This window comes from Streptomyces malaysiensis subsp. malaysiensis (assembly GCF_040653035.1).
In the GTDB taxonomy this organism is placed as follows: domain Bacteria; phylum Actinomycetota; class Actinomycetes; order Streptomycetales; family Streptomycetaceae; genus Streptomyces; species Streptomyces malaysiensis.
In genome coordinates this window covers 103,082-123,062 of record NZ_JBEZNG010000014.1, presented here as the reverse complement: position 1 = coordinate 123,062, position 19,981 = coordinate 103,082, and the positions used below count along the sequence as shown (strand labels likewise).

At 71.0% G+C, this 19,981-nt stretch carries 16 protein-coding genes; all 16 read right to left on the bottom strand.

Annotated elements, in window-relative coordinates; genetic code table 11:
• Positions 1-194: 194 nt before the first annotated feature.
• The gene (locus AB0E24_RS26350; protein ID WP_069867977.1) at positions 195-767 is read right to left on the bottom strand and encodes a hypothetical protein; all 573 of its coding nucleotides are present in this window, start codon (positions 765-767) and stop codon (positions 195-197) included.
• Positions 764-2,110, bottom strand: a complete 1,347-nt coding sequence (locus AB0E24_RS26345; RefSeq protein WP_359380518.1) for a DUF58 domain-containing protein — start codon at positions 2,108-2,110, stop codon at positions 764-766. Before AB0E24_RS26345 ends, AB0E24_RS26350 begins: the two co-directional genes overlap by 4 nt.
• On the bottom strand, positions 2,107-3,105 hold the full coding sequence (locus AB0E24_RS26340) for an AAA family ATPase (protein ID WP_100804705.1): 999 nt from the start codon (positions 3,103-3,105) through the stop codon (positions 2,107-2,109). Before AB0E24_RS26340 ends, AB0E24_RS26345 begins: the two co-directional genes overlap by 4 nt.
• Complete coding sequence (locus tag AB0E24_RS26335; protein WP_069867980.1) at positions 3,102-3,680, bottom strand: hypothetical protein; 579 nt, start codon at positions 3,678-3,680, stop codon at positions 3,102-3,104. Before AB0E24_RS26335 ends, AB0E24_RS26340 begins: the two co-directional genes overlap by 4 nt.
• A gap of 44 nt (positions 3,681-3,724) precedes the next feature.
• Complete coding sequence (locus tag AB0E24_RS26330; RefSeq protein ID WP_359380515.1) at positions 3,725-4,696, bottom strand: DUF4129 domain-containing protein; 972 nt, start codon at positions 4,694-4,696, stop codon at positions 3,725-3,727.
• A 317-nt stretch (positions 4,697-5,013) separates the two neighbouring features.
• Positions 5,014-6,309: an NAD(P)/FAD-dependent oxidoreductase gene (locus AB0E24_RS26325; protein ID WP_359380513.1), complete on the bottom strand. Its 1,296-nt coding sequence runs from the start codon at positions 6,307-6,309 to the stop codon at positions 5,014-5,016.
• Between the two features lie 179 nt (positions 6,310-6,488).
• Positions 6,489-7,709, bottom strand: coding sequence for a PucR family transcriptional regulator (locus AB0E24_RS26320; protein WP_283881071.1), 1,221 nt, complete (start codon positions 7,707-7,709; stop codon positions 6,489-6,491).
• A gap of 86 nt (positions 7,710-7,795) precedes the next feature.
• A complete protein-coding gene (locus tag AB0E24_RS26315) occupies positions 7,796-9,769 on the bottom strand; it encodes a S9 family peptidase (protein ID WP_359380511.1) in 1,974 nt (657 codons plus the stop codon).
• A complete protein-coding gene (locus AB0E24_RS26310) occupies positions 9,766-10,995 on the bottom strand; it encodes an NAD(P)/FAD-dependent oxidoreductase (protein ID WP_359380509.1) in 1,230 nt (409 codons plus the stop codon). Before AB0E24_RS26310 ends, AB0E24_RS26315 begins: the two co-directional genes overlap by 4 nt.
• A gap of 39 nt (positions 10,996-11,034) precedes the next feature.
• Entirely contained in the window at positions 11,035-12,204 is a 1,170-nt protein-coding gene (locus AB0E24_RS26305) for an aromatic ring-hydroxylating oxygenase subunit alpha (RefSeq protein WP_359380506.1), read from the bottom strand.
• Positions 12,204-13,091 carry an alpha/beta fold hydrolase gene (locus AB0E24_RS26300; protein ID WP_206334538.1) on the bottom strand — a complete coding sequence of 296 codons (888 nt, stop codon included), beginning with the start codon at positions 13,089-13,091 and terminating at the stop codon, positions 12,204-12,206. Before AB0E24_RS26300 ends, AB0E24_RS26305 begins: the two co-directional genes overlap by 1 nt.
• Positions 13,081-14,334 carry a M24 family metallopeptidase gene (locus AB0E24_RS26295; protein ID WP_359380502.1) on the bottom strand — a complete coding sequence of 418 codons (1,254 nt, stop codon included), beginning with the start codon at positions 14,332-14,334 and terminating at the stop codon, positions 13,081-13,083. Before AB0E24_RS26295 ends, AB0E24_RS26300 begins: the two co-directional genes overlap by 11 nt.
• Positions 14,331-16,121, bottom strand: coding sequence for an ABC transporter ATP-binding protein (locus AB0E24_RS26290; protein WP_359380499.1), 1,791 nt, complete (start codon positions 16,119-16,121; stop codon positions 14,331-14,333). The genes AB0E24_RS26295 and AB0E24_RS26290 overlap by 4 nt, the downstream gene beginning before the upstream one ends.
• Complete coding sequence (locus AB0E24_RS26285) at positions 16,118-16,942, bottom strand: ABC transporter permease (protein WP_100804715.1); 825 nt, start codon at positions 16,940-16,942, stop codon at positions 16,118-16,120. Before AB0E24_RS26285 ends, AB0E24_RS26290 begins: the two co-directional genes overlap by 4 nt.
• Complete coding sequence (locus tag AB0E24_RS26280) at positions 16,939-17,964, bottom strand: ABC transporter permease (RefSeq protein WP_359380496.1); 1,026 nt, start codon at positions 17,962-17,964, stop codon at positions 16,939-16,941. The genes AB0E24_RS26285 and AB0E24_RS26280 overlap by 4 nt, the downstream gene beginning before the upstream one ends.
• Positions 17,961-19,373 carry an ABC transporter substrate-binding protein gene (locus AB0E24_RS26275; protein WP_359380494.1) on the bottom strand — a complete coding sequence of 471 codons (1,413 nt, stop codon included), beginning with the start codon at positions 19,371-19,373 and terminating at the stop codon, positions 17,961-17,963. Before AB0E24_RS26275 ends, AB0E24_RS26280 begins: the two co-directional genes overlap by 4 nt.
• Between the last annotated feature and the right edge of the window lie 608 nt (positions 19,374-19,981).

The following is a 19,981-nucleotide window of genomic DNA, read 5'->3' as shown; positions in this document are numbered from 1 at the left end:
TCGGCGACGCGGTCCGGTGCCCGCCGGGCCACCGCTCGGCGTCGGTCAGCGCCTGGCCCCTCGAGGCGGGCCGGGGGCACCGGCCTGTTCGGGCTCCGCCCCGAGTCGCAACTCGCCGCGGCCTTCAGGATCTCGTTCGCCCGCTTCAGCTCGGCGTTCTCCTTCTTCAACGCCTCGAACCCCGGAGCGGTTCATCATCTACTGCCCCGCCATCGAGCGCGCATCACCCAGCCACCGGCCACCGCCAGGGCCACCACCATGCCGACCGCAAGCACTCGCCCGCGGCCCGAACCGGTCCCGCTCACCGGTGCCGCCGCGGCAGCCGCCACCACGCCGGCCCCCGCCCAGGCCGCGGCCGCCTCCGCCCACACGCGCGCCGTCCCTCGCCCCCACCGCCACGGCCATGTCTCACTCATCACCAGGTAGGCGACCAACAGCCCCGCCACACAGGCCCCCTCCCACCACGCCGGATCCCCGAAGGCCGCGGTCACCACAATGGCGCCCGCCAGCACCGTCGTCCGGTGCCGCAGCAGCCGGTAGGACCACCGGGCGGACTCCAGCGACGGCCGCCGGTCCAGCGCGGGCGCCGCCCACACCGCGAACGCGGCCACACATCCGGGCAGTACCGCGTCCCCCGCCGTATCCACCGTCGCCCACGGCCGCCACGCCATCACGACAGCCGCCACCGCGATCACCCTCACCGGCAAGGTGCCGACCCAGTACCCCGGGTACTCCCGCAGCCCGGCCCGCCTGTCCAGCGCCGTCATCCCGCGCGCCCCCTCCCGCCGATCCGCCCCGACAGCAGCGGTGCCAGCGCCAGATCCAGTGACTCACCCACGACGTGCCGCACCACCGGCACCCCGCTGTCCCGCAGGGCGAAGCGCATCGCGTCCCGCTCCGCGCGCCACAGTCGCAGACCCAACTCGCCCGCCTCGTCACCGGGTTCCACCTGTGGGTCGCCGCTCGGGATCTCCACGACGACCGGGCGCCGCCCCCGCGACTGAAGATCCCGCAGCACCTTCAGGATCCGTGCGTCGCTCAACGGGGTGAACACGTACACCAGTGCCCCCTCCGGCAGCGCGGGCGGCGGCACCCGCTCAAGGCCGGGCCCCTCGAACCGCCGGTCCTTGCGGACGTCGAGGACGCTCTCGACAATGCGGTAGAACGCCGCGTCCCCGGTGCCCGGTGCCAGCCATCGTGTGGTGCCCCCGGTCGAGACGACCCCCACCCGGTCGTGGGTGCGCAGATAGGCGCGGGCGAGTCCGGTGGCGGCCCGCACCGTCTCGTCAAGAGCCGACCCCCCGGTCACCGGGTCGACGATGTCCACGAACGCGTCGATCAACATCACCGCGTCGGCCGCCCGTTCGGCCGCGAACCGGTGCAGCTGCACGCTCCCGCGCCGGGTCGTCGACGGCCAGTGAATGCGCCGCTGCCGTTCCCCAGGCACCCATGGCCCCACCCCGATGACCTCGACCCCTTCACCGGCCTGCGGCGACGCGTGCTCGCCGAGCCGCTGCGGAAGCCGCGCCGGGATCGGCGTGAACCGGGCCTGCGTCGCGTATGGGAACACGGACACCTCGGCCGCCTCGACGCGCACAGTGCGGCGCACGGTGCCCCCGGCGTCGTACACGTCGAGGTCCACCGGGCCGAGCGTCCATCGTCCCCAGTGCAGCGCGGTGTGGCGCAGCATCACCGACGACGGGCCGACGACGACCTCGTCGAGCCGCATGCCGGGGCCGAGCGTGACGCCGGGGTCGAGGCGGACGGCGTCACCGCCGTGGGCCACCGAGACGCGGAGGGTGACGGTGTCGCCCTCGAAGCAGCGCTCCGGTTCGACGGTCGTCGACGTCTCGACACGGTGGGCGTACGCGCGCGGCAGCGCGAGCGCGAGCAGCACCAGCGGCGCCGCCGCGAGCGCGAACAGCCACGCCCGGCCGGTCAGCAGCGCGGCTGACAGCGCGACCACGGCGACGGTCAGCAGACGCAGCGTCCGCTCGCCCGGGCGCGGTCCGCCGGGCGGCGGGGGCGGCGGCTGGACCGGGGAGGTGCGCCCCTCCAGGGCGCGGACCACCGCGGCGCCCGGCCGGGGCACGGGTGTGGGCGCGGTCACGACGGCACGGCGGCCGTACGCCGCGTCGTCGGTGTGCCGACGCTGCCGACGATCTCGCGCAGCACGTCGTCCGTGGACATCTCGCGCACCCACAACTCCGGCCGCAGCGACACCCGGTGGGCCAGCGCGGGCACCGCGAGGCTCTTGACGTCCTCCGGGACGACGTAGTCGCGGCCGTCCAGCACAGCGCGGGCGCGCGCGAGCTGGACCAGGGCGAGTCCGCCGCGCGGCGAGGCGCCGATGCTGATCTGGGGGTGGTCGCGGGTCGCGCCGACCAGGGCGACGGCGTACTCCAGCAGGTCGTCGTCGATCTCCACGCGTTCCACGACGGCCCGCCACGCCACGACGTCGTCCGGCCCCGCGAGCCGTTCGAGCACGGCCTCGGGCGCGGCCCGGTCGACCCTCGCCCGCAGCATCGCCAGCTCCTCCGGCGCGGCCAGGTATCCCATCCGCACCCGCAGCTGGAACCGGTCGAGCTGGGCTTCGGGAAGTGAGTACGTGCCCTCGTACTCCACGGGGTTGGCGGTCGCGACGACCAGGAACGGCTCGGCCAGCGGCCGCGTCTCGCCGTCCACGGTCACCTGCGACTCGGCCATCGCCTCCAGCAGCGCGGCCTGGGTCTTGGGCGGCGTCCGGTTGATCTCGTCGGCGAGCAGCAGGTGCGTGAAGACCGGGCCGGGGTGGAACACCATCTCGCCGGTGCGCTGGTCGTACAGCGGCGTTCCGGTGACGTCCGACGGCAGCAGGTCGGGCGTGAACTGGATCCGGCGGAAGTCCAGTCCCAGCGTGGTGGCGAAGGACCGGGCGAGGAGCGTCTTGCCGAGCCCCGGCAGGTCCTCGACGAGGACGTGCCCGCCGGCCAGCACGCCCAGCATCACCAGTTCGAGGGCGTCCGGCTTGCCGACGACGGCACGGCCGATCTCGCGCAGTACGGCGCCCGCCTGCTCGCCGACCTGTTCGGCGGTGCGCGGCTGGGGCGTGGGGTCAGTCGTCACGTCGCTTCGTCCTTACCAGTACGAGGGCTGCGGGGGTACGGGTGCGGGCTGCGGGGCGCGCCGAGTGTCTCGAGCCGGTCGACGAGGCGGCGCAGCACGTCGACGGGGATCTCGCCGTCCGGTCCGGTCCGCGGTGTCTCGAACCCGAGCCACGGCCACAGTTCGGGGCCGATCAGCTCGGCGGCCTTCTCGGGCTGCTGGTCGAGCGACACATGGTGGTGCTCGGTGAGCGCGGCGGCGTACAGGCGGCGCAGTTCGGGGCGGAGCACCGCACGGTAGTAGAGGGCACCGTCGGGTCCTGTGGAGGTCCGTACGTTCCGCCGCCACTCGCCCATGCCCGGCACCCGCGTCCGCAGCAGCCACACCTCGTGGCGCTGCCCGGAGTCGAGGGCACCCGCCCCGGCGGCGTACCGGGCGACGAACAGCGCCACGGCGGTGAGCAGGGCCACGAGGGCCCCGGCCGCCTCCGGGCCGTCGAGGAGGAGGACGAGCACGACGCCGGAGCCGACGACCGCGCCGCCCAGCCATCCGAGCCGCCGCAGTGTGAGCATGTCCTGGCCTCCGGTTGCCTCCACTCCCCGCGTCTTCTCGGTTGTCTCCGTTTTCCCCGCGGACCGGTTCACCGTCCGGCCTCCGGCTCCTGGTGCCGCACCGGAGGCTGATCCTGCGCGGGCTCCTGGTTATGCGGCAGTGACGCGATCTCCTTCAGGGCGCCGACGGCGACCTCCCGGTGCGAGCTGTCCATCGGGTGCGAGGAGTAACGGGCCTCGCGGAACAGCGCGGCCAGGCGCTGCGCGGCGGGACCCGGTGCGAGGCCCGCGTCGGCGGCGCGGGTCAGCAGGTCGGCGGGGCTGTCGGAGGCGTGCCGCGGCACGCCGGACGCGACGAGGGCGTCCTCCATCGCGGCGTAACAGGCGATGACGGCCGTACGGGCGTCGGCGCCCGTGTCGGCCAGGGCCCGGCGGCCCGACCGCACGGCGGACAGGAGCAGGTGCGCGTCGTCGTCCTGAGGCACCGCGCCCACCGGGTCGAGGCGGTGCGGCACCCTCAGCCCGAGCCGTCGCAGCCGCCGTACGACGGCCACCGCGACGAGCACGACGACGACCGCAGCCAGCAGGCCGAAGACGAGATACAGCGGCAGGGAGGGGGGCCCTGAATCTCCCGCTTCCTGCTGCGGCACGGCTGCGCTGGGGGCCGCCGGTGCGTGGTCCTGCGCCGGGACGGCGTGCGGTGGAGTGCTGTCGCGCGGGAACCGGTGCAGGACCAGGGTCAGGACGCCAATGGCACCCGCCGTGACAAGCAGCAGCGGCCCGGCCGCCTCACGCAGTCTTTCCTCGCCCGGCGGCAGCGACATGCGGTCGGCGCCGAAGAAGGGCCGAAGGCGCCGGACGACCAGCATGGTTGCGAGCGTCCAGGCGACGGCCAACGCGATCGCGACGATACCCCAGCGGCCGAGAGGCCCCTTGCCGGAGTGCAGCAGCACCTCTGCGGGCCGCAGCGCCAGCGCCGCGACGGCCAGCGTCCCCACCACTCCGAGGGCCACCACCGCCCCCGGCACCGTCCGGTGTCCCGTCCGCTCCCCATACTCCATGCCGCCCCCCGGGTGAACGCGCCGCCCCCGAAAGCCTGTTCACTGCCATCTTGGCACATGCCCCGCCGGCTATTCCCTGGACAAAACGCCTCCGCGATCGGTGTGATCGTGCCGGAGCCGGACGGAGTCCAGAGCGCGGACGAGGCCCCGGGCATCGGTAAGGCCCGGGGCGGCGGAGATCAGCGTCCTCGGGGGCATCAGCGAGTCGGAGCGGCAGCACGTCCAAGCGCGTGTGCGGGCCGGGAAGGGCGCTCAGGTGGTCAACGAGGGACCGTGCCAAGGGAGTCGGCACCGTGCGCGTTGGTGTTCGGGTTCTGTCATCCCATGACGGTTCCGGTCGTGCGCCCGCCGGCCCGGCGGAGCCGGGAGAAGGCGCTGAGGTCGATCCGGTGCCCGCAGTACATCCCGGTGAACGTCACCGGCTCGGCGTCGTGGTCACCGCCGAGCTCGCAGTACTCGATGATCGCGGCCATGAACTTGCCGACGAGCGGGGCATTCTTGAACTGATTTCCGCTGGTGCCGATGGCCACGTAGAAGCCGGGGACATCGGTCTTGTCATAGACCGGGATCCAGTCATCGGACACGTCGTAGACGCCGACGATGCCCCTTGGGCGGTTCGGCACGGCCACCTGCGAGAACCGGCGCGCGGCCCGGGTCACCTGGGCGTTGAACAGGTCGCTCGTCACATGGAGGTCCACGGCGTCGGGGTCCTCGGCCCACTGGAACGGATCGCACTCCGGCTCCGTTCCACCGACGAGGACGCCTCCCCCGACCTCGGGACGCGCATAGATTCCGAGGTCGACGTCGGCGAACATCGCCCTCGGCGCGCGGGCCCCGCCCGCGGCCGCGGGCGGGATGTGGTGGACCTCCTGACGCAGCGGCCGCAGCGACACCGCGAAATCCCCGCCAGCGCCGGCCAGTTGGTTCACCCGGCCCGACCACGGCCCGGCAGCGTTGACCACGATGTCGGCGTCGATGCGCGTCCCGTCATCGAGGACCACACCTCCCACCCGGCCACCGCGGCGTACGACCTCGACAACCGCCTTACCCAGCAGGAAGGTCGCACCGTGCCGGGCGGCGGCTTCCGCGAGGTTCGCGGCAGCCAGCTGCGGATCGGACACATAGCCGGCGTCCGGCGTGTGGACGGCCCCGAGCCGGCCGGCGGCGTCATCCCAGAAGCGCGGGTCCTCGAGGCGCTTGGGCGGCCAGTACCGTCCGTTGTCGACACCTGAAACCTCCTCGGCGAGCCGGTCGGCATCCCACTGTTCATAGGGGACGCCAACGTCGTCGAACAGCGGCAGATACAGCGAGCGCGGAGCAATGTCAACATCGAGGAAGACCAGGCCACAGCGGACGTACTCGGCGAGGTTCCCGCTGTCGGTGCCGAGGTGCTCGGCCCAATTCTCCCAGTGGAACCTGGACTCCCAGGCCGTGGCAACGCCCGACCAGGTGGAGAAGTTGAACCGCACCACCGCGCTGGAGGCACTCGTCGAGCCGTGCCCGATGGCGCGACCCTTGTCGACAACCCGGACGCGGTACCCGGACTTTGCCAGCTCCAGAGCGATCGATGTACCCATCACGCCCGCACCGATGACGATTGCGGCACTATGCATGTCTTGCCTCCGGGCCCGGATGACCGGCTGAGCCTCAGCCATGCAACAGGGCAGTCAGGAAAACGGGGTCAGAGAGCCTGTTCAGGCGGTTCGAACACCACGCTAACGAGCGCGACCTCAACGAAACAGCTCACCATGTCGCGCATTCCGACGATTTCGTTCTACACATGATGATCGTGTCAGGAAGGGCGGCCGGGGCTGAGCCGGCTCAGTTTCAACGCCAGGTGCAGGGTCAGCCGGTCCAGACCGTTGTCGAGGTCCAGTCCGGTGATGACCTCGACACGCTTGAGGCGGTGATAGAGCGTCGTCCGGTGGACGTGCAGGGCAGCGGCCGTCCGGCTGACGTCGCCGGCCCGGTCGAGAAACTCCTCCAGGCTCGAGACGAGAATCTGCTGCTCCGGGTCGGCGAGCAGGTCGCGCACACCGGGGAACGGCAGGTCCTCGGTCAGCTGGTCGAGGTCGATCCGCAGCAGCAGGGCGAACGGACCCAGCGAGGCCCAGGACGTCACGTCCCCGAACATGGGCAGGAGCAGTGCGGCGCGTGCCGCGGTGGTCGCCTGCCGGTGGGAGTCGGCCGCGCCTTCGAGCCCCTGTGCGTCACCACCGACACCGACGGCGCAGCGGTAGCGGGCCGAGTCGGCGAGCTGGAAGAAGCGGTCGCGCAGTTGCGCTGCAAGCTCGCGCGCCGCCTGATCACCGAGCGGCCGCGCGCCGCTGACCAGCAGGACGAGTCGTCGTCCGCGGACGAAGCCCAGCACCGATCTCGGCGTGAGTCTGCGTTCCACGTACTCGGCAGCAGCCTCCAGCGCGACGGTCGCGTCCTCGCCGGGGTTCCTGTCGATCTCGGCGACGAGGACGGCGGTGTGGGCGGTGCTCGCGAGCAGGGAGTCTTCCTCGATCTCGGTGACCGCGCGGGCCCGGTCTTCCCGGTCCGGGGAGAGCAGCAGGCGCAGCGAGGATTCGGCCTGCGAGCGTTCGCGCTCGTGCAGCAGCATCTTGCGGTAGAGGAGGACCGCGATGCTGTCCGCGGCCTCCTCCACCAAGGCGATCAGGCCGGGGGCGACATCGTCGATGGTGCCGACCGACTCGATCAGCCACAGGAAGCCGAGCAGTATCCCGTTGCAGCGGACCGGGCAGCACAGCCTGGGGGCGAAGTCGTACTGTCCGTCGCCGTTGAGGATCCCCGGGCCGGTCCAGTCGCTGATGCCGCTGGCGAGCACCTGCTGCTGGAGTTCGGCCGGGATCTGGCGATCGAGCACCGAGCGCACTCGCAGAGCGTCCTCGTCACCGAAGTGGCGGCTCGCGGCGATCAGGCGGATGGCAGGGTCGTCGACGGCCACGGAGCGGCCCAGACGCGTCGCCAGTGCGTCCACGACCGCCTGGATGCCGTCACCAACCACCGTGTCACCTCGTTGCCTGGGAGCCGCGCGACGATCGTTTCGTGATTCGTCGCCCGACGCAACGAGTGCCGTCTGCCGCTTCAGCATCACTGCGCTCCGCCGGTCGCGAGGTGTTCGTCGAGGAAGCCGATCATGCGGGCGCACTGGTCGACGAGCGCGGCGCTCCCCCGGACGCCGTGTCCCTCGTCCTGGTAGATCACCAGGGTGCTGTCGGCGCCGTGCTCGACCAAGGCACGGTGGAACATCGACGCCTGCTCCGGAGGCGTGGCAAGGTCGTGCGCACCGGCGATGAGGAGCATGGGTGTCCGCACGTGAGCGGCCAGGTAGAAGGGGCTCCGGGCGCGATAGCTCGACTGAGGGTCCAGGGGATGGCCGGTGAGGCACATCCGGTCGAAGCCGGGGATGTTGGACGTGTAGTGCTGGCTGACCCAGTCCGTGACGGGCGAGCGGGCGATCGCGGCGGCGAATCGGTTCGTCGTGGCGACGAGCCATGCCGCCATGAACCCCCCGTAGCTGTTGCCGGTGACCCCGACGCGTGCCGGGTCCACCCGGCCGGTCGCCGCGAGCGCGTCGATCCCCGCGACGACGTCGGCCGCGTCGACTCCGCCCATGTCGTGCAGCCCGTCCCTGATGAACTTCTGGCCTCGGCCGAGGCTTCCGCGCATGTTCGGGTGGAGGACGGCGTAGCCGCGGCTCGCAAGCAGCGGGGTGTGGGGGTAGTGCATGGACCATTCGTCCCGCCAGGCCCAGACGGGGCCGCCGTGGATGTTGATGACGAGCGGGTGCGGGCCGGGCCCGTGGGGACTGACGAGCAGGCCCTCGATGGTGACACCGTCGGGAGACTCCCATGCGACGCGCTCGATCGTGCCGCCTACATCGGCGAGATGGTCGGTGCCGTCGTGGGCGAAGCTCACGAGTTCGCGTGGAGCCGTACCGGTCTCCAGCACGGTCAGTGCGGGAGGGCTGCCGTACCCGCTCGTCGTGCAGGCGATGATGCCTGAGCTGCCTGAGCTGACGGTGATCTCCGGCGTCATCGCCCCGCAGGTCGCTTCCAGGACGCCGAGTACCTCGGTTGTGCACGTGTCCACGTGGTACCGCCCGATCACGGTGTCCAGTCCACGCATACCGGCGAAGACGATCGTGGTGTCACCGTCCCAGTGCTGGCTGGTGACATCGACGCCGCCGAGGGCGACCGCGGTGTACGTTCCGTCGTCCGGGTCGATCAGGACCAGGTCGCCGACGTACAGGCCGCGGTCGCTCATCGCGCCGATCACCGCGGACAGACGGCTGCCCGAGGGATTCGCGGCCGGGAGCGCGGCCTGGCCATCGCCGGAGGGCAGCGGACGCAGCGTGCGGGTGGCCGGGTCGAGTACGACCAGTTCGGCGCCGTACCAGGCAGATTCCGAAGGGTCGTCGGAGGTCACGCACAGGATCGACGATCCACCCGCCCAAGCGGCCTGCCAGACGGTGGCCTCTGGCGGCGACACCCTGGTGCCGTCCCCGGAAGCGGGATCCAACAGCCACACGCCCCGCCCGCCCGAACGCGGCCGGGCCCGGCCGGCTTCGACCACGGGCACGCCGGGCTGCCGCTCGGCCGCGTCGACCCGCATGAGGCCCGATCCGTCGACATCCGAGCGAGCCGCCCCGTACTCGGCGACGCCTACCAGCAGGGCACTCCCGTCGGGGCGCCAGAGGAGATACTCGGGCACGCCCTCGACCGGGAAGGTACGGGGCCGGGAGTCGGAGTCGAGCTCACGGACGGTGATGTGCTTGTCGGTCAACCAGGCGAGCCGGCTGCCGCTCGGGTCCCAGCGCGGTGCATGTCCCGGTCCCCAATGGGTGAGCCTTGAGGTGGCTACGTCGATGACCGCGATGTGGCGTACGGGATCGGGCTCACCGGCGGTGGCGACGACCGCGGTGAACGCGATCCGTCCCCCGTCGGGTGCGAGGTCGAGATCGGTGGCGGTGGTGATGACGAAGTCCGCGCCGCCGCGCGTCCGGGCGAAGAACTCCTCGACGTAGGCGGTGGCGTCCGTGTGGGAGGTCGATGCGGTGTTCACCGGCGCTCCGGCATCGCGGCGGCGACCTCGCGCTCGGTCGTGAACGCCCCGCTCTCGAAACGGTCCAGCCGGTAGGGGGAAGGGTCGACCCAGTTCGATCCGCCGCCGTGGACGATGTCGGCCATCATCGCTCCCAGGCCGGGGCCGTGGGTCACTCCGGCCTCGTTGTCGCCGCCGAGGAAGTAGAGGCCGCCGACGTCCGGGACCGGCCCGGCGAGGAAGCGGCGGTCCGGGGTCATGCACGGGATGCCCTGGATCCACCAGCCGATGGAGGTGTCATGGACAGGCACGAGCTTGCGCAGCTCCGGGCCGAATTTCGTGCTGAGTCGCTCGACCAGCTCGGGGAACCGCGGTTGGCTCGTCGCGCCGACCGTGTCGTCCAGGTCGTACGAGGGACTGTAGCCGTCGCCGTTGCCCCACGTCAGTCCGCCGCGGTGGGAACGCAGCCACAGCCCGAAGAGGTCGGGGACCATCACGGTGGGCATCGTGTCCGGGACCCCGGAGGGCGGGGAGATCACCCGGGTCGCGACGATGCGCAGCAGCGGCGGGCGGTATCCGAACGGGCGGAGCAGCTCGGCCGACCAGGCGCCGCAGGCGAGCACGACGCTCCGCGCGCGGATCGGGCCGCCGGCGGTCCGCACGCCGGTCACGGCGCCGTCGGTGGTGAGCAGCCCGGTGGCCTTGGTCCTCTCGCGGATCTCCCCTCCCATGCCGCGAACGCGCGCGGCGAGCGCGCGGGTGGCGCGGCCCGCGCTGATCTGGATGCCGCCGGGGTGGAGCACTCCGCCGCATACGCTGGTGGCGGGGATGACGTCACCGGTGAGCGCCGCGACCTCGCGCGGTTCGAGGTCCCGGGTTCCTTCGGGCGCGAGCGGGTGACGCAGGACCGGCTCGACCCACTTGGACCACCCGGTGTAGTTGGTGCCGAGGAAGAGGTTTCCGTTGGTCTTGCAGTCGATGTCGGCGCCGTCGGCGGACAGCCGCCGGTAGAAGTCGATGCCGTACTGCTCCAGCGTGAGGTCGTCGCCGGTGAAGAAGTCGGCGTAGCCGGCTCCCCAGAGTCCGACGAATCCGGCGCCTGCGCCGCTGGTAGCCGACGCGGGGGCCCCTTCGTCGAGCACGACGACGCTTCCGGCCCGGCGTTGCAACAGGTGGTAGGCGAGTGAGGTGCCGAGGACGCCGGCCCCCACGATGACGACGTCAGCATCCACGAAGTCAGACATCATGCTTCCTTGTCCGGTCGGATCGGGTCGGGTCCGGTCGCGTCAGAGATCTTCGGCCTCGAGGAGGTCGGCGTAGGCGCGGTAGAAGTCGACGACGGCGGTTTCATCGGCGGAGAGCGGCCCGGGTACGTAGGACCGTGAGCGCACGCCCAGTTGCGCGCGTTCGCACAGCGCCCAGTCCTGCTGGTTGGTCTCGTTCCATACCTTGACGAGGATGTCGAGGTCGTAGTCGGTGCCGTCGACGGCGTCGTCGTGGACGAACCAGCTCATCCGGACTTCCGTGCGGTCCACGGAGACCGGGCGTTCGGACAGTACGACGGCGTAGTCGGGGCAACCGACCAGCGCGAAGGTCGGCTTGAGGTGGATCGATGCGGTGTAGGGCGCCAGTCCCGCGCCGAACGCGCCGAGCGGTTTGCGGGACGCGTACCGGCCGTCGAGGGTGAGCGACACGGCTCCCGGGCGCAGGGGGAAGCGACCGTGCACCACCCGCGGGTCGAGGCTGGGCGTGGTCTTCGTTTCAAGGCGGCCGGTGGCGTTCAGTCCGGCCACGTCGAACGTCTTGATCAGCTCGGGGTGGTTGACGTTGCAGTGGTAGCACTCCTGGGCGTTCTCCCAGACCAGCTTCCAGTTCGCCTCGACCTGGTAGCTGATGGTGTGCGCGACCTTGGTGTCGGCGATGCCGAAGGCGGCCATCAGCTCCTCGCCCGTGCCGAGCAGATCCGCGATGGGTTCCGGAGCGGCGTCGCCCAGATGAACGAAGACGAGGCCGTGCCACACCGCGACATGTGCGGTCGGCAAGGGGTGGCGCGCGGGGTCGAAGGAGTCCGGCATCCGTGGCGCGCCCTGTAGCGTTCCGTCGAGGCGGTAGGTCCACTGGTGGTAGGGGCAGACGAACCGCCGCTTGGTTCCGCATCCGGGGTCGACCAGGCGCGCGCCTCGGTGCCTGCACACGTTCGAGAAGGCCGTCAGCCGGCCGTCGCGTCCTCGGGCCACGATCGCGCTTTCGGTGCCGCACTCGACGGTCAGGTACTGTCCCGGCCCGGTCAGTTGGGACTCATGGCCGGCGTACAGCCAGCTGCGTCCGAAGATTCCGGTCATTTCCTCGGCGAAGAGCTCCTGCGAGAGGTAGAGCTCACGCGGTATGCCGATGCCCCGCTCGATGTGGTCGCGCACGGTCCGGCTGTAGGAGATGCCGTCTGCTGCGGCTGCCATCACTGCTCCCATCCGTTCAGGAATTCTCGAATGATCCCCAGGTAGGTGGCCACGTTGTGGGCTTCGAACATGTCATGGCTGTTGTTGTTCATGGTCAGCCACTCGGCGTGGCGGATGCCGTGGGCGAGGGCCCTGTTGGACTCGGGCGAGGACATGTCGCTGCCGCCGTGGATGACCAGTGTCGGCGCGGTGATCTCGCCGAGGCGTGGTTCGACGTCCCAGCCGCGGACGGCCCCGTTGGCGAACCACAGTCGGTCGCCCCACAGCCCGTGTCCGGCGGGGCCGGGATCGAGGGCCTCGGATGTCAGGGCGGCCAGTCCTTCCTCGTCCGCCGTCCCGTAGCGCCCGAGCCACTTGGCGACCGCTTCGAGGTAGTCCGGGCTGTTGTGCTCGCCGAGCGCGTCCGCGGTGACCGCGGCGCATGCCTTCGCCGGTGGCATGAGGGTGGAGAGCTGCGCGATGGCGTCAAGGGTGATCCGTGCGCTGCTTGCGGTGGTGTTGGACAGGACGAGGCGGCCGACCCGGTCCGGGTGGTCCAGGGTGTACTGGAGCGCGAGCATGCCGCCGTAGGAGTGGCCGAGGAGGTCGATCCGCTCGGCGCCGCAGGCTCGGCGGACGGCGTCGACGTCGGCGACCGCCGCCGAGAGGGTCCACGCGTAGTCGGCGGGCGGGGTGTCGGACTGGCCGGTGCCGAGCTGGTCGAAGGTCACCACCTTGCGGGCGGGGGACGCCAGCCGGTGCAACGGCTTGAGGTAGTCCCCGCCGGCCCCGCCGGGGCCGCCGTGCAGGCCGATCAGCGCGTGGCCGCCGTCGCCGGACACGACGGTGTGCAGTGCGTGGCCGTCGGGGCCGGTCACCCGGGCCGGGCGCGGAGTGTCAGTCGGCATGGGCCACCACCATGGGGGTGCGGGGCAGGGAGGACAGGAAGCGGGGCCCGCTGTCCTCGAAGACGACGGTGTCGACCATCGCGAGGAACGCGCCGGTCTCGTAGTTGGTGACCAGGCCCGCCTCGATCACTGCTTCAGTGCTGTCGTCTTCACTGGACCAGCAGAACTCCCCCACCCAGTCGGGCATCAGCGACACTCCGAGTTCGTAGCCGCCCGCCCAGCCCTCGATGCCCGCCTCGGCGAAGTACTTCCTCAGGGCGCGGTGCACGTCGCGGAAGGGCACGCCCACCTTCGCCGTGGACTCCATGACCTCGTAGGAGCCGGCGAGGACTTCGGCGAGCCGGGTGAAGGCCACGGGGGGTTCCCCGATCAGAAACGGGCGGGTGAGCCGGGCGTGGTAGCGGTCGACCGCGCACGCCGCATCGGGGTGGAACACCTCCCCGCGTCCGATCGGCCGCCTGCTGCTGAGCGCGTGTACGGCCGGCATCGCGGGCCCGGTGGCGACGGTCTCATGGATGGCCGCGGGCTCTCCCCCGGCCTCGATGACCCCGGTCATCAGGAGGTTCCATGCCTGTAGTTCGGTCATACCGGGCCGGATGTGGTCGCGCAGATGGAGCAGGCCCGCGTCGCACGCGGCGGCCGCCTCTTCGATGATGCCGAGTTCCTCGCGTGACTTGAGGCGCCGGAGCGAACGGATCGGCACCGAGGCGTCGACGATCGTGGCGCCGTGGTCGGTCAAGGCCGAGGTGATCATCTCGGCGACGGCCGGGTTGGGCACGCTGCTCCAGCGCTCGACCCCGATCCTGCCGCCCAGCCGGCCCCGGGCGCCCAGCTCGCTGAGCAGGACCGTGAGGAAATCGGGCACCGTCGGCTCGTCGGCCTGGTCCGGGACGCCGATGAACTCGTCGGCGCAGGAGGTCAGCCGTACCAGCTGTTCGTGGCCGGCGGTCTCGATGAGCACGATCCGGTCGTGGTCGACGTGGACGACCGTGCAGTGCACCGGGGGGAGCTTGGTCGAGGAGTGCGAGCGGTACCAGCGGGTGGTGAAGCCGTGCAGCCAGCACATCGTGTCGGGGGCGGTGAGCAGCACCGTGTCGATGTGCTCGTCGGCCATCTTCTTGCGCAGGCGGGCGAGGCGGTCGGCGTACTCGCCCCGGGTGAAGGGCAGATCGGGAGCGCGGGAGGCGAAGTCGGCTCCCTGCGCCGCGATGTAGTCGCTGATCTCGTCGAGGGATGCGGTCACGACAGGGCCTCCGGGGTCGGGTCCGGCAAGGTGGGCGCGGCGTCGACCAGGCGCCTGGTGTAGGGGTGTTCCGGTGCGGACAGCAGTCGCTCGGTCGGTCCGTTCTCGCGGATGCGTCCTCGTTCGAGAACAATGACCCGGTCCGCCACCACGGACACGACGCCGAGGTCATGCGTGATGAACAGCATCGAGACCCCGAGGTCGTCGCGGAGTTCGGCGAGGACCTCCAGGACGGCGGCCTGCACCGAGACGTCCAGGGCGGAGGTGACCTCGTCGCACACCAGGACATCCGGTCGGGCTGCCAGGGCCCGGGCGATCGCGACCCGCTGGCGCTCTCCCCCGGAGAGCTGCGCCGGGTACCGGTCGGCGGCGCGCTGCGGCAGTCGCACTCGTTCCAGGAGGCCGGGGACTTCGGCCCTGGCCTGGTCGAGGGAGAGGCCGCGCAGCACCTGCCCGGGGCGGGCCAGGTCCTCGCCGATGCGCCGCCGCGGGTTGAGCGACTGGAACGGGTTCTGGAACACGTACTGGATGCCGCGCCGCTGGTCGAGGGTGCGGTCGCGGATCCGTGGCGGCAGCTCCCGGCCGTGCAGCAGGATGCTGCCCCGGTCGGTTCGGTGCAGCCCCACGATCGAGCGGGCGATCGTGGTCTTCCCGCTGCCCGACTCGCCGACCAGCGCGAGGCATTCGCCCCGGCCGAGGTCGAAGGAGATATCCGCGGCGGCCACGACCGTCCCGCCCCGTCCGCGGTGCGTGGCCGTAAGACCGCGGACGGAGACCGTGGGCGCCGGGTCGGTCGACCTGCGCTCGACGGTCGCGCGGACCAACGGCGGCTCGGTCCGGCGCCAGTGCGTGCACCGCACCTCGTGCCGCTCGGTGACGGGTTCGAGCAGCGGCGGGGCCACGGTGCAGTCGTCGGTCCGCTGCGCGCAGCGGGGAGCGAACGGGCATCCGGCAGGCCGGTCCTCGAGCCCGGGCGCGGTGCCCGGCATCGGGGCCAGGCGGACACGTTGCCGGTGGTCGGGGATCGACTGGAGCAAGCCACGGGTGTAGGGGTGCCTGGGGCGTGTCAGCAGTGCGGATGTGGGTCCCTGCTCCACGACGCGGCCGGCGTACATCACCGCGATCCGGTCGGCGAGCTGGGAGACGACAGCGAGGTCGTGGGAGACGTACACCAGGGAGGCACCTTCGTCGTCGCGCAGTCGGGCGATCTCGGTGAGCACGCTGCGCTGGGTGACGACGTCGAGTCCGGTGGTGGGCTCGTCCATCACGATGACGGGAGGTTCGCAGGCCAGCGACATGGCGATGGTGACCCGCTGCTGCTGGCCGCCCGAGAGCTGGTGGGGCAGGCGCCTGGCGAACTCCGGTGTCCCGGGCAGGTCGACGGCCGACAGCAGGGAGGGCACGTCCGCGGGCTTCTCGCGCGGGCGGCGGCGCAGCACATCGGTGAGCGAGCCTTTGATCCGCAGTGCGGGGTTGAGTGCCTGGGCGGCGTCCTGCGGCACGTAGGAGATGATCCTGCCGCGTACCTCCCGCAGGGCGGGCGGGGCCAGTGCGAGCACATCCTGACCGGCGATGGTCACCGTGCCCTCGGCGATACGGGCCCCGCGCTGGGCGTAGCCGAGCAGGGCCAGTGCGGTCGTGGTCTTGCCGCTGCCGGACTCGCCGACGATGCCGAGGATCTCGCCGCGGCGAAGGTGGAGGTCGACGCCGTCGACGATCGTGGTTCCGGAGTCGAGGGCGATCCGGAGACCGCTGACGTCGAGGATGGTCTCGTGGGTGGTGGTCACTCCTTGCCTCCTGCCAGCGCGTCACCGAGGAGGTTGATCCCCAGCGTGAGGGCCCCCAGCAGGGCCGCGGGAACGAGCATCACGGCCGGGTTGGTGGCGATGCCGCCCCGGTTTTCGGAGACCATCAGGCCCCAGTCGGAGGCAGGTGGTTGCAGTCCCAGGCCGAGGAAGTTGACGCTCGCGATGAGCAGGACCGACCAGCTGAACCGCACGCCGACATCGGCGGACAGGGGCCGCGCGATGTTCGGCAGGATCTCCCGGCGCAGCACCGAGAGTGTGCTCTCGCCCCGGGAGACGGCGGCTTCGACGTATCCACGGACGGATTGCTCGAGCGTGGCCGAGCGCACGATGCGGATGATCGGTGGCAGCTGGATGATCGCGGTGGCGACGACGATGCCCGTGATGCCCGGTCCGAAGGCGGTGGCCAGCAGGATCAGGAAGACCAGCGCGGGAAAGGAGAGCAGGACGTCGGTGGATCGCATCAGCACGGTTGCGAGCCAGGTCCGGGTGTAGCCGGCGAGCAGGCCGGCCAGTAGTCCCACCGTGTAGGCGGCGATGGTGGCGATGCCCGCGTAGAACACGACGGTCAGACCTCCGTACAGCACCCGGGACAGAACGTCCCGGCCGAGGAAGTCCAGCCCCAGCCAGTGGGCTCGGCTGGGTGGTGCGTAGGGGATGCCGACGGTGAGATCGGGCTGGTCCGGCGCGGCCAGCGGGCCGAGCAGGGCGACCGCGAGGACCACGACGAGGATGGTGAGCCCGGCTTTGCCGGACGGCGATGCCGGTATCCACTGGCGAACGCGCGCGCAGAGGGTGTTCATCGCGAGGCCCCCGTCCTGAGCTTCGGTACGACGATCATGACGAGGAGGTCGGCGACGATGGTCACGGCCACGTAGAACGCGGCGAGCAGCATCGTCACGGATTGGACCTCGAGGTTGTCGTGGATGGTCACGGCGTCGACGAGTTCCTTGCCGATCCCCGGATACCCGAACAGGTTCTCGACGATGAGGAGGCCACCGATGAGGTACTGGGCGATCAGGGCGAACACCTGGATGCTCGGGGCCAGGGCGTTGCGCAGTGCGTAGCGTCGGACGACCCGGCCTTCGCGCAGTCCGTTCAGCCGGGCCACCGTCACGGTGTCGGCTTCCAGCGCCTCCAGCATGCCGGCCCTGATCATCCGGGCCGCCGGGCCGACCGTGACGCCCACCAAAGTGAGTATCGGCAGGACGAGGGTGGCGGGGTTCGAGAGGGGGCTGGTGCCCGGTACGACGAAGGACACCGGCGGCAGGAAGTCCAGCCAGGTGAACAGCACCGCGAGCAGCACCGTTCCGAGGACGAACTCCGGGAGCGCGGCGGGCACCAGCGTCACCGTGGTGAGCAGCTGGTCCTGCCAGCGCCCGGCCTTCAGCGCGGTGTACACGCCGGCCAATACCGACAGCACGACGATCGGTACGAAGGCCATGCCGGCGATGATCAGCGAGTGGCCGAGCTTGCCGCTGATCTGGCTCCAGACGCTGACCTGCCCGCCCGCGGCGTAGCCGGCGGCGGTGTTTCCCAGGTCGCCGTGGAGCAGGCCGGACAGCCAGTGTCCGTATTGGCTGATGAGGGGCTGGTCCGAGCCCATGGCGTGGCGCATGGTCTTGAGTGCGGGACCGGTGGCCTGCTTGCCGAGCATTGAGCTGGCCGCGTCGCCGGGGAGTACCGCGGTGGCGAGGAAGACGAGGAGGGACAGCGCGAACAGCGTGATGATGCCCTCGAGTATTCGGCGCCCCGCGAGGCGGGCCGGCGGATATCCGATCTTCTTCGCCGGAGTGGTCTCGACGGCGGCTGTCGCGGCGCTCATGAGGCCAGGAACGCTTCGGTGAGCCCGGTCGGGAGGCCGAGGTTCTGGTATGGGCCGGGGACGAGGCCGCCGACCTTGTTCGACGCGGCGTCGATGTTGTCGATGTTGCCCCACCAGATGTAGCCGCCGCTGTCGTACTGCTCGGCTTGGACCCGGGCCCAGGCTGCCTGCGCGGCACGGGCGTCGGGAGCTGCGATGGCGGCTGCCACGAGGGCGTCGGTGTGCTTGTTCGCCCAGTGGGTCTCGTCCCCGACCGCACCGGTGACCACTGATGAGCTGTAGAAATCGCCCAAGGTGTAGAACCCCTGCCAGAACGACTGCGCGAACGGCATCTTCAGGTAGTCGCGGGTCGGGTCGAAGTACGAGGTCGGGTCGACCTGGGTGACGTTGATCGTGACGTTGGCCTTCTTGGCCTGCTGCTGGAAGAGCGTCGCGGCCTCGACCATGCCGGGGGCGACCGTGGACGTCCGCAGATTCAGGGTCAGACCTGTCGCGTGGCCTGCCGCGGCAAGCAGTTCTTTTGCCCTGCGGATATCGCGGGTGCGTTGCGGCAGGGCGCCGTCGAAGTAGGGCAGGCCCTTGCCGAACAGGTCGTTCGCCACTGAGCCGTAGCCGAGGAGGGCGACGTCGACCAGCTGCCGGCGGTCGACGATGAGTCGCATCGCCTGGCGCACTCTGACGTCGTTGAACGGATGCCGGTCGACGGCCATGTAGAAGCACTGCGCACTGGTGCCGGTGCTGCGTATCAGCCTCAGGTCGCCGTACAGCTGCGTCCTCGCCTGTGTGGCGGGGACCTGCGCCATGATGTCGATCTCTCCGGCCAGCAGGGCGTTGAGTCGGGCGGTGTCGTCCTGGAGGGAGTAGAGAGTCAGCTGGTTGACGTAGGGCTTGCCGGTGTCCCAGTAGGCGGGGTTGCGTCGGCAGGTGGACCGCTCGCCCCGGGCCAGCGAGCCGAAGACGAATGGCCCGGTTCCGACCGGCCTGGTGAAGTCGGTCGTCTTGTTCTTGATGATCCAGGCCATGCTGAGGCTGTACGGGAACAGCGGGCCGGCCTGCTTCAGCGGGATCGTGACGGTGTACGGGCCGGTCTTCTTCAGATGGTCGAGGTCCACGGCTGCCACGTTGGCGTTCATGCCGTTGCCGGGTTTGGCCATCCAGCGCAGGGAGTAGAGGACGTCGTCCGCGGTGAACTCGGTGCCGTCGTGCCAGCGGACGCCCTGCCTGAGTTGGAAGGTCCAGGTCTCAGATGCCGCGTCGGCCGACCATGACGTCGCGAGCATGGGCCTGAGCCGGCCGCTCGGGGTGATGCTGAGCAGGCAGTCGAAGACGGCGCAGCACATCGCTACGTTGATCAGTGCTGATGTGGCTTGGGCGGGGTTGAACGACTCGTTCTTGCCGGCACCCACCATCCCGACCCGTAGGTTGCCTCCCCTCCGTGGTGGGCCGGCCGGTCCCCCTGCCGTCGTCACCGGTTGGCGGCCGCAGGAGGCAAGCCCCGCGCCGCCCGCCAGGACGAGACCAAGCGCGGCCGATCGGCGCAGCAGACTCCGACGAGCAACCATGCGAACGGATGGGGTCGCCATGGGTGGACCGCTCATCGTGGCTCCTGGGTTCTTGCGACCTGACGGGATGCCGAGGCCCGCAGGATCGCGAATCCGCTCGTCACTGCGGGGGCCGAACGTGGAGATGAGTCTGACACCGCGGTCCCGCGAAAGCATGCATCAGTTGATGCGTGATGTGACGGCCTCGCGCAGCATTGCGTGAAGCGGTGAGCGGTCGCCCCCGGACCGACGCCATGCCGGTGCCCGGGAGCGCGGTGATCAGCTGCTGCCGGCGGCCCCGGGCCTTGGCCCAGTGGAGGAGCCGGTGGGCGTCCAGCGCGCTGCCGACCTGGCGGTCGGTGCGGTAGTCCGGGCCCTCGCGGCGGGCTCGGACGGCGGCCTGTTCGTCCATGGCCGGGCCCTGCGGGCCGAGGGGCGCCGCCTGAGGGGACGGGGACGATCAGCTCGACGTCGGC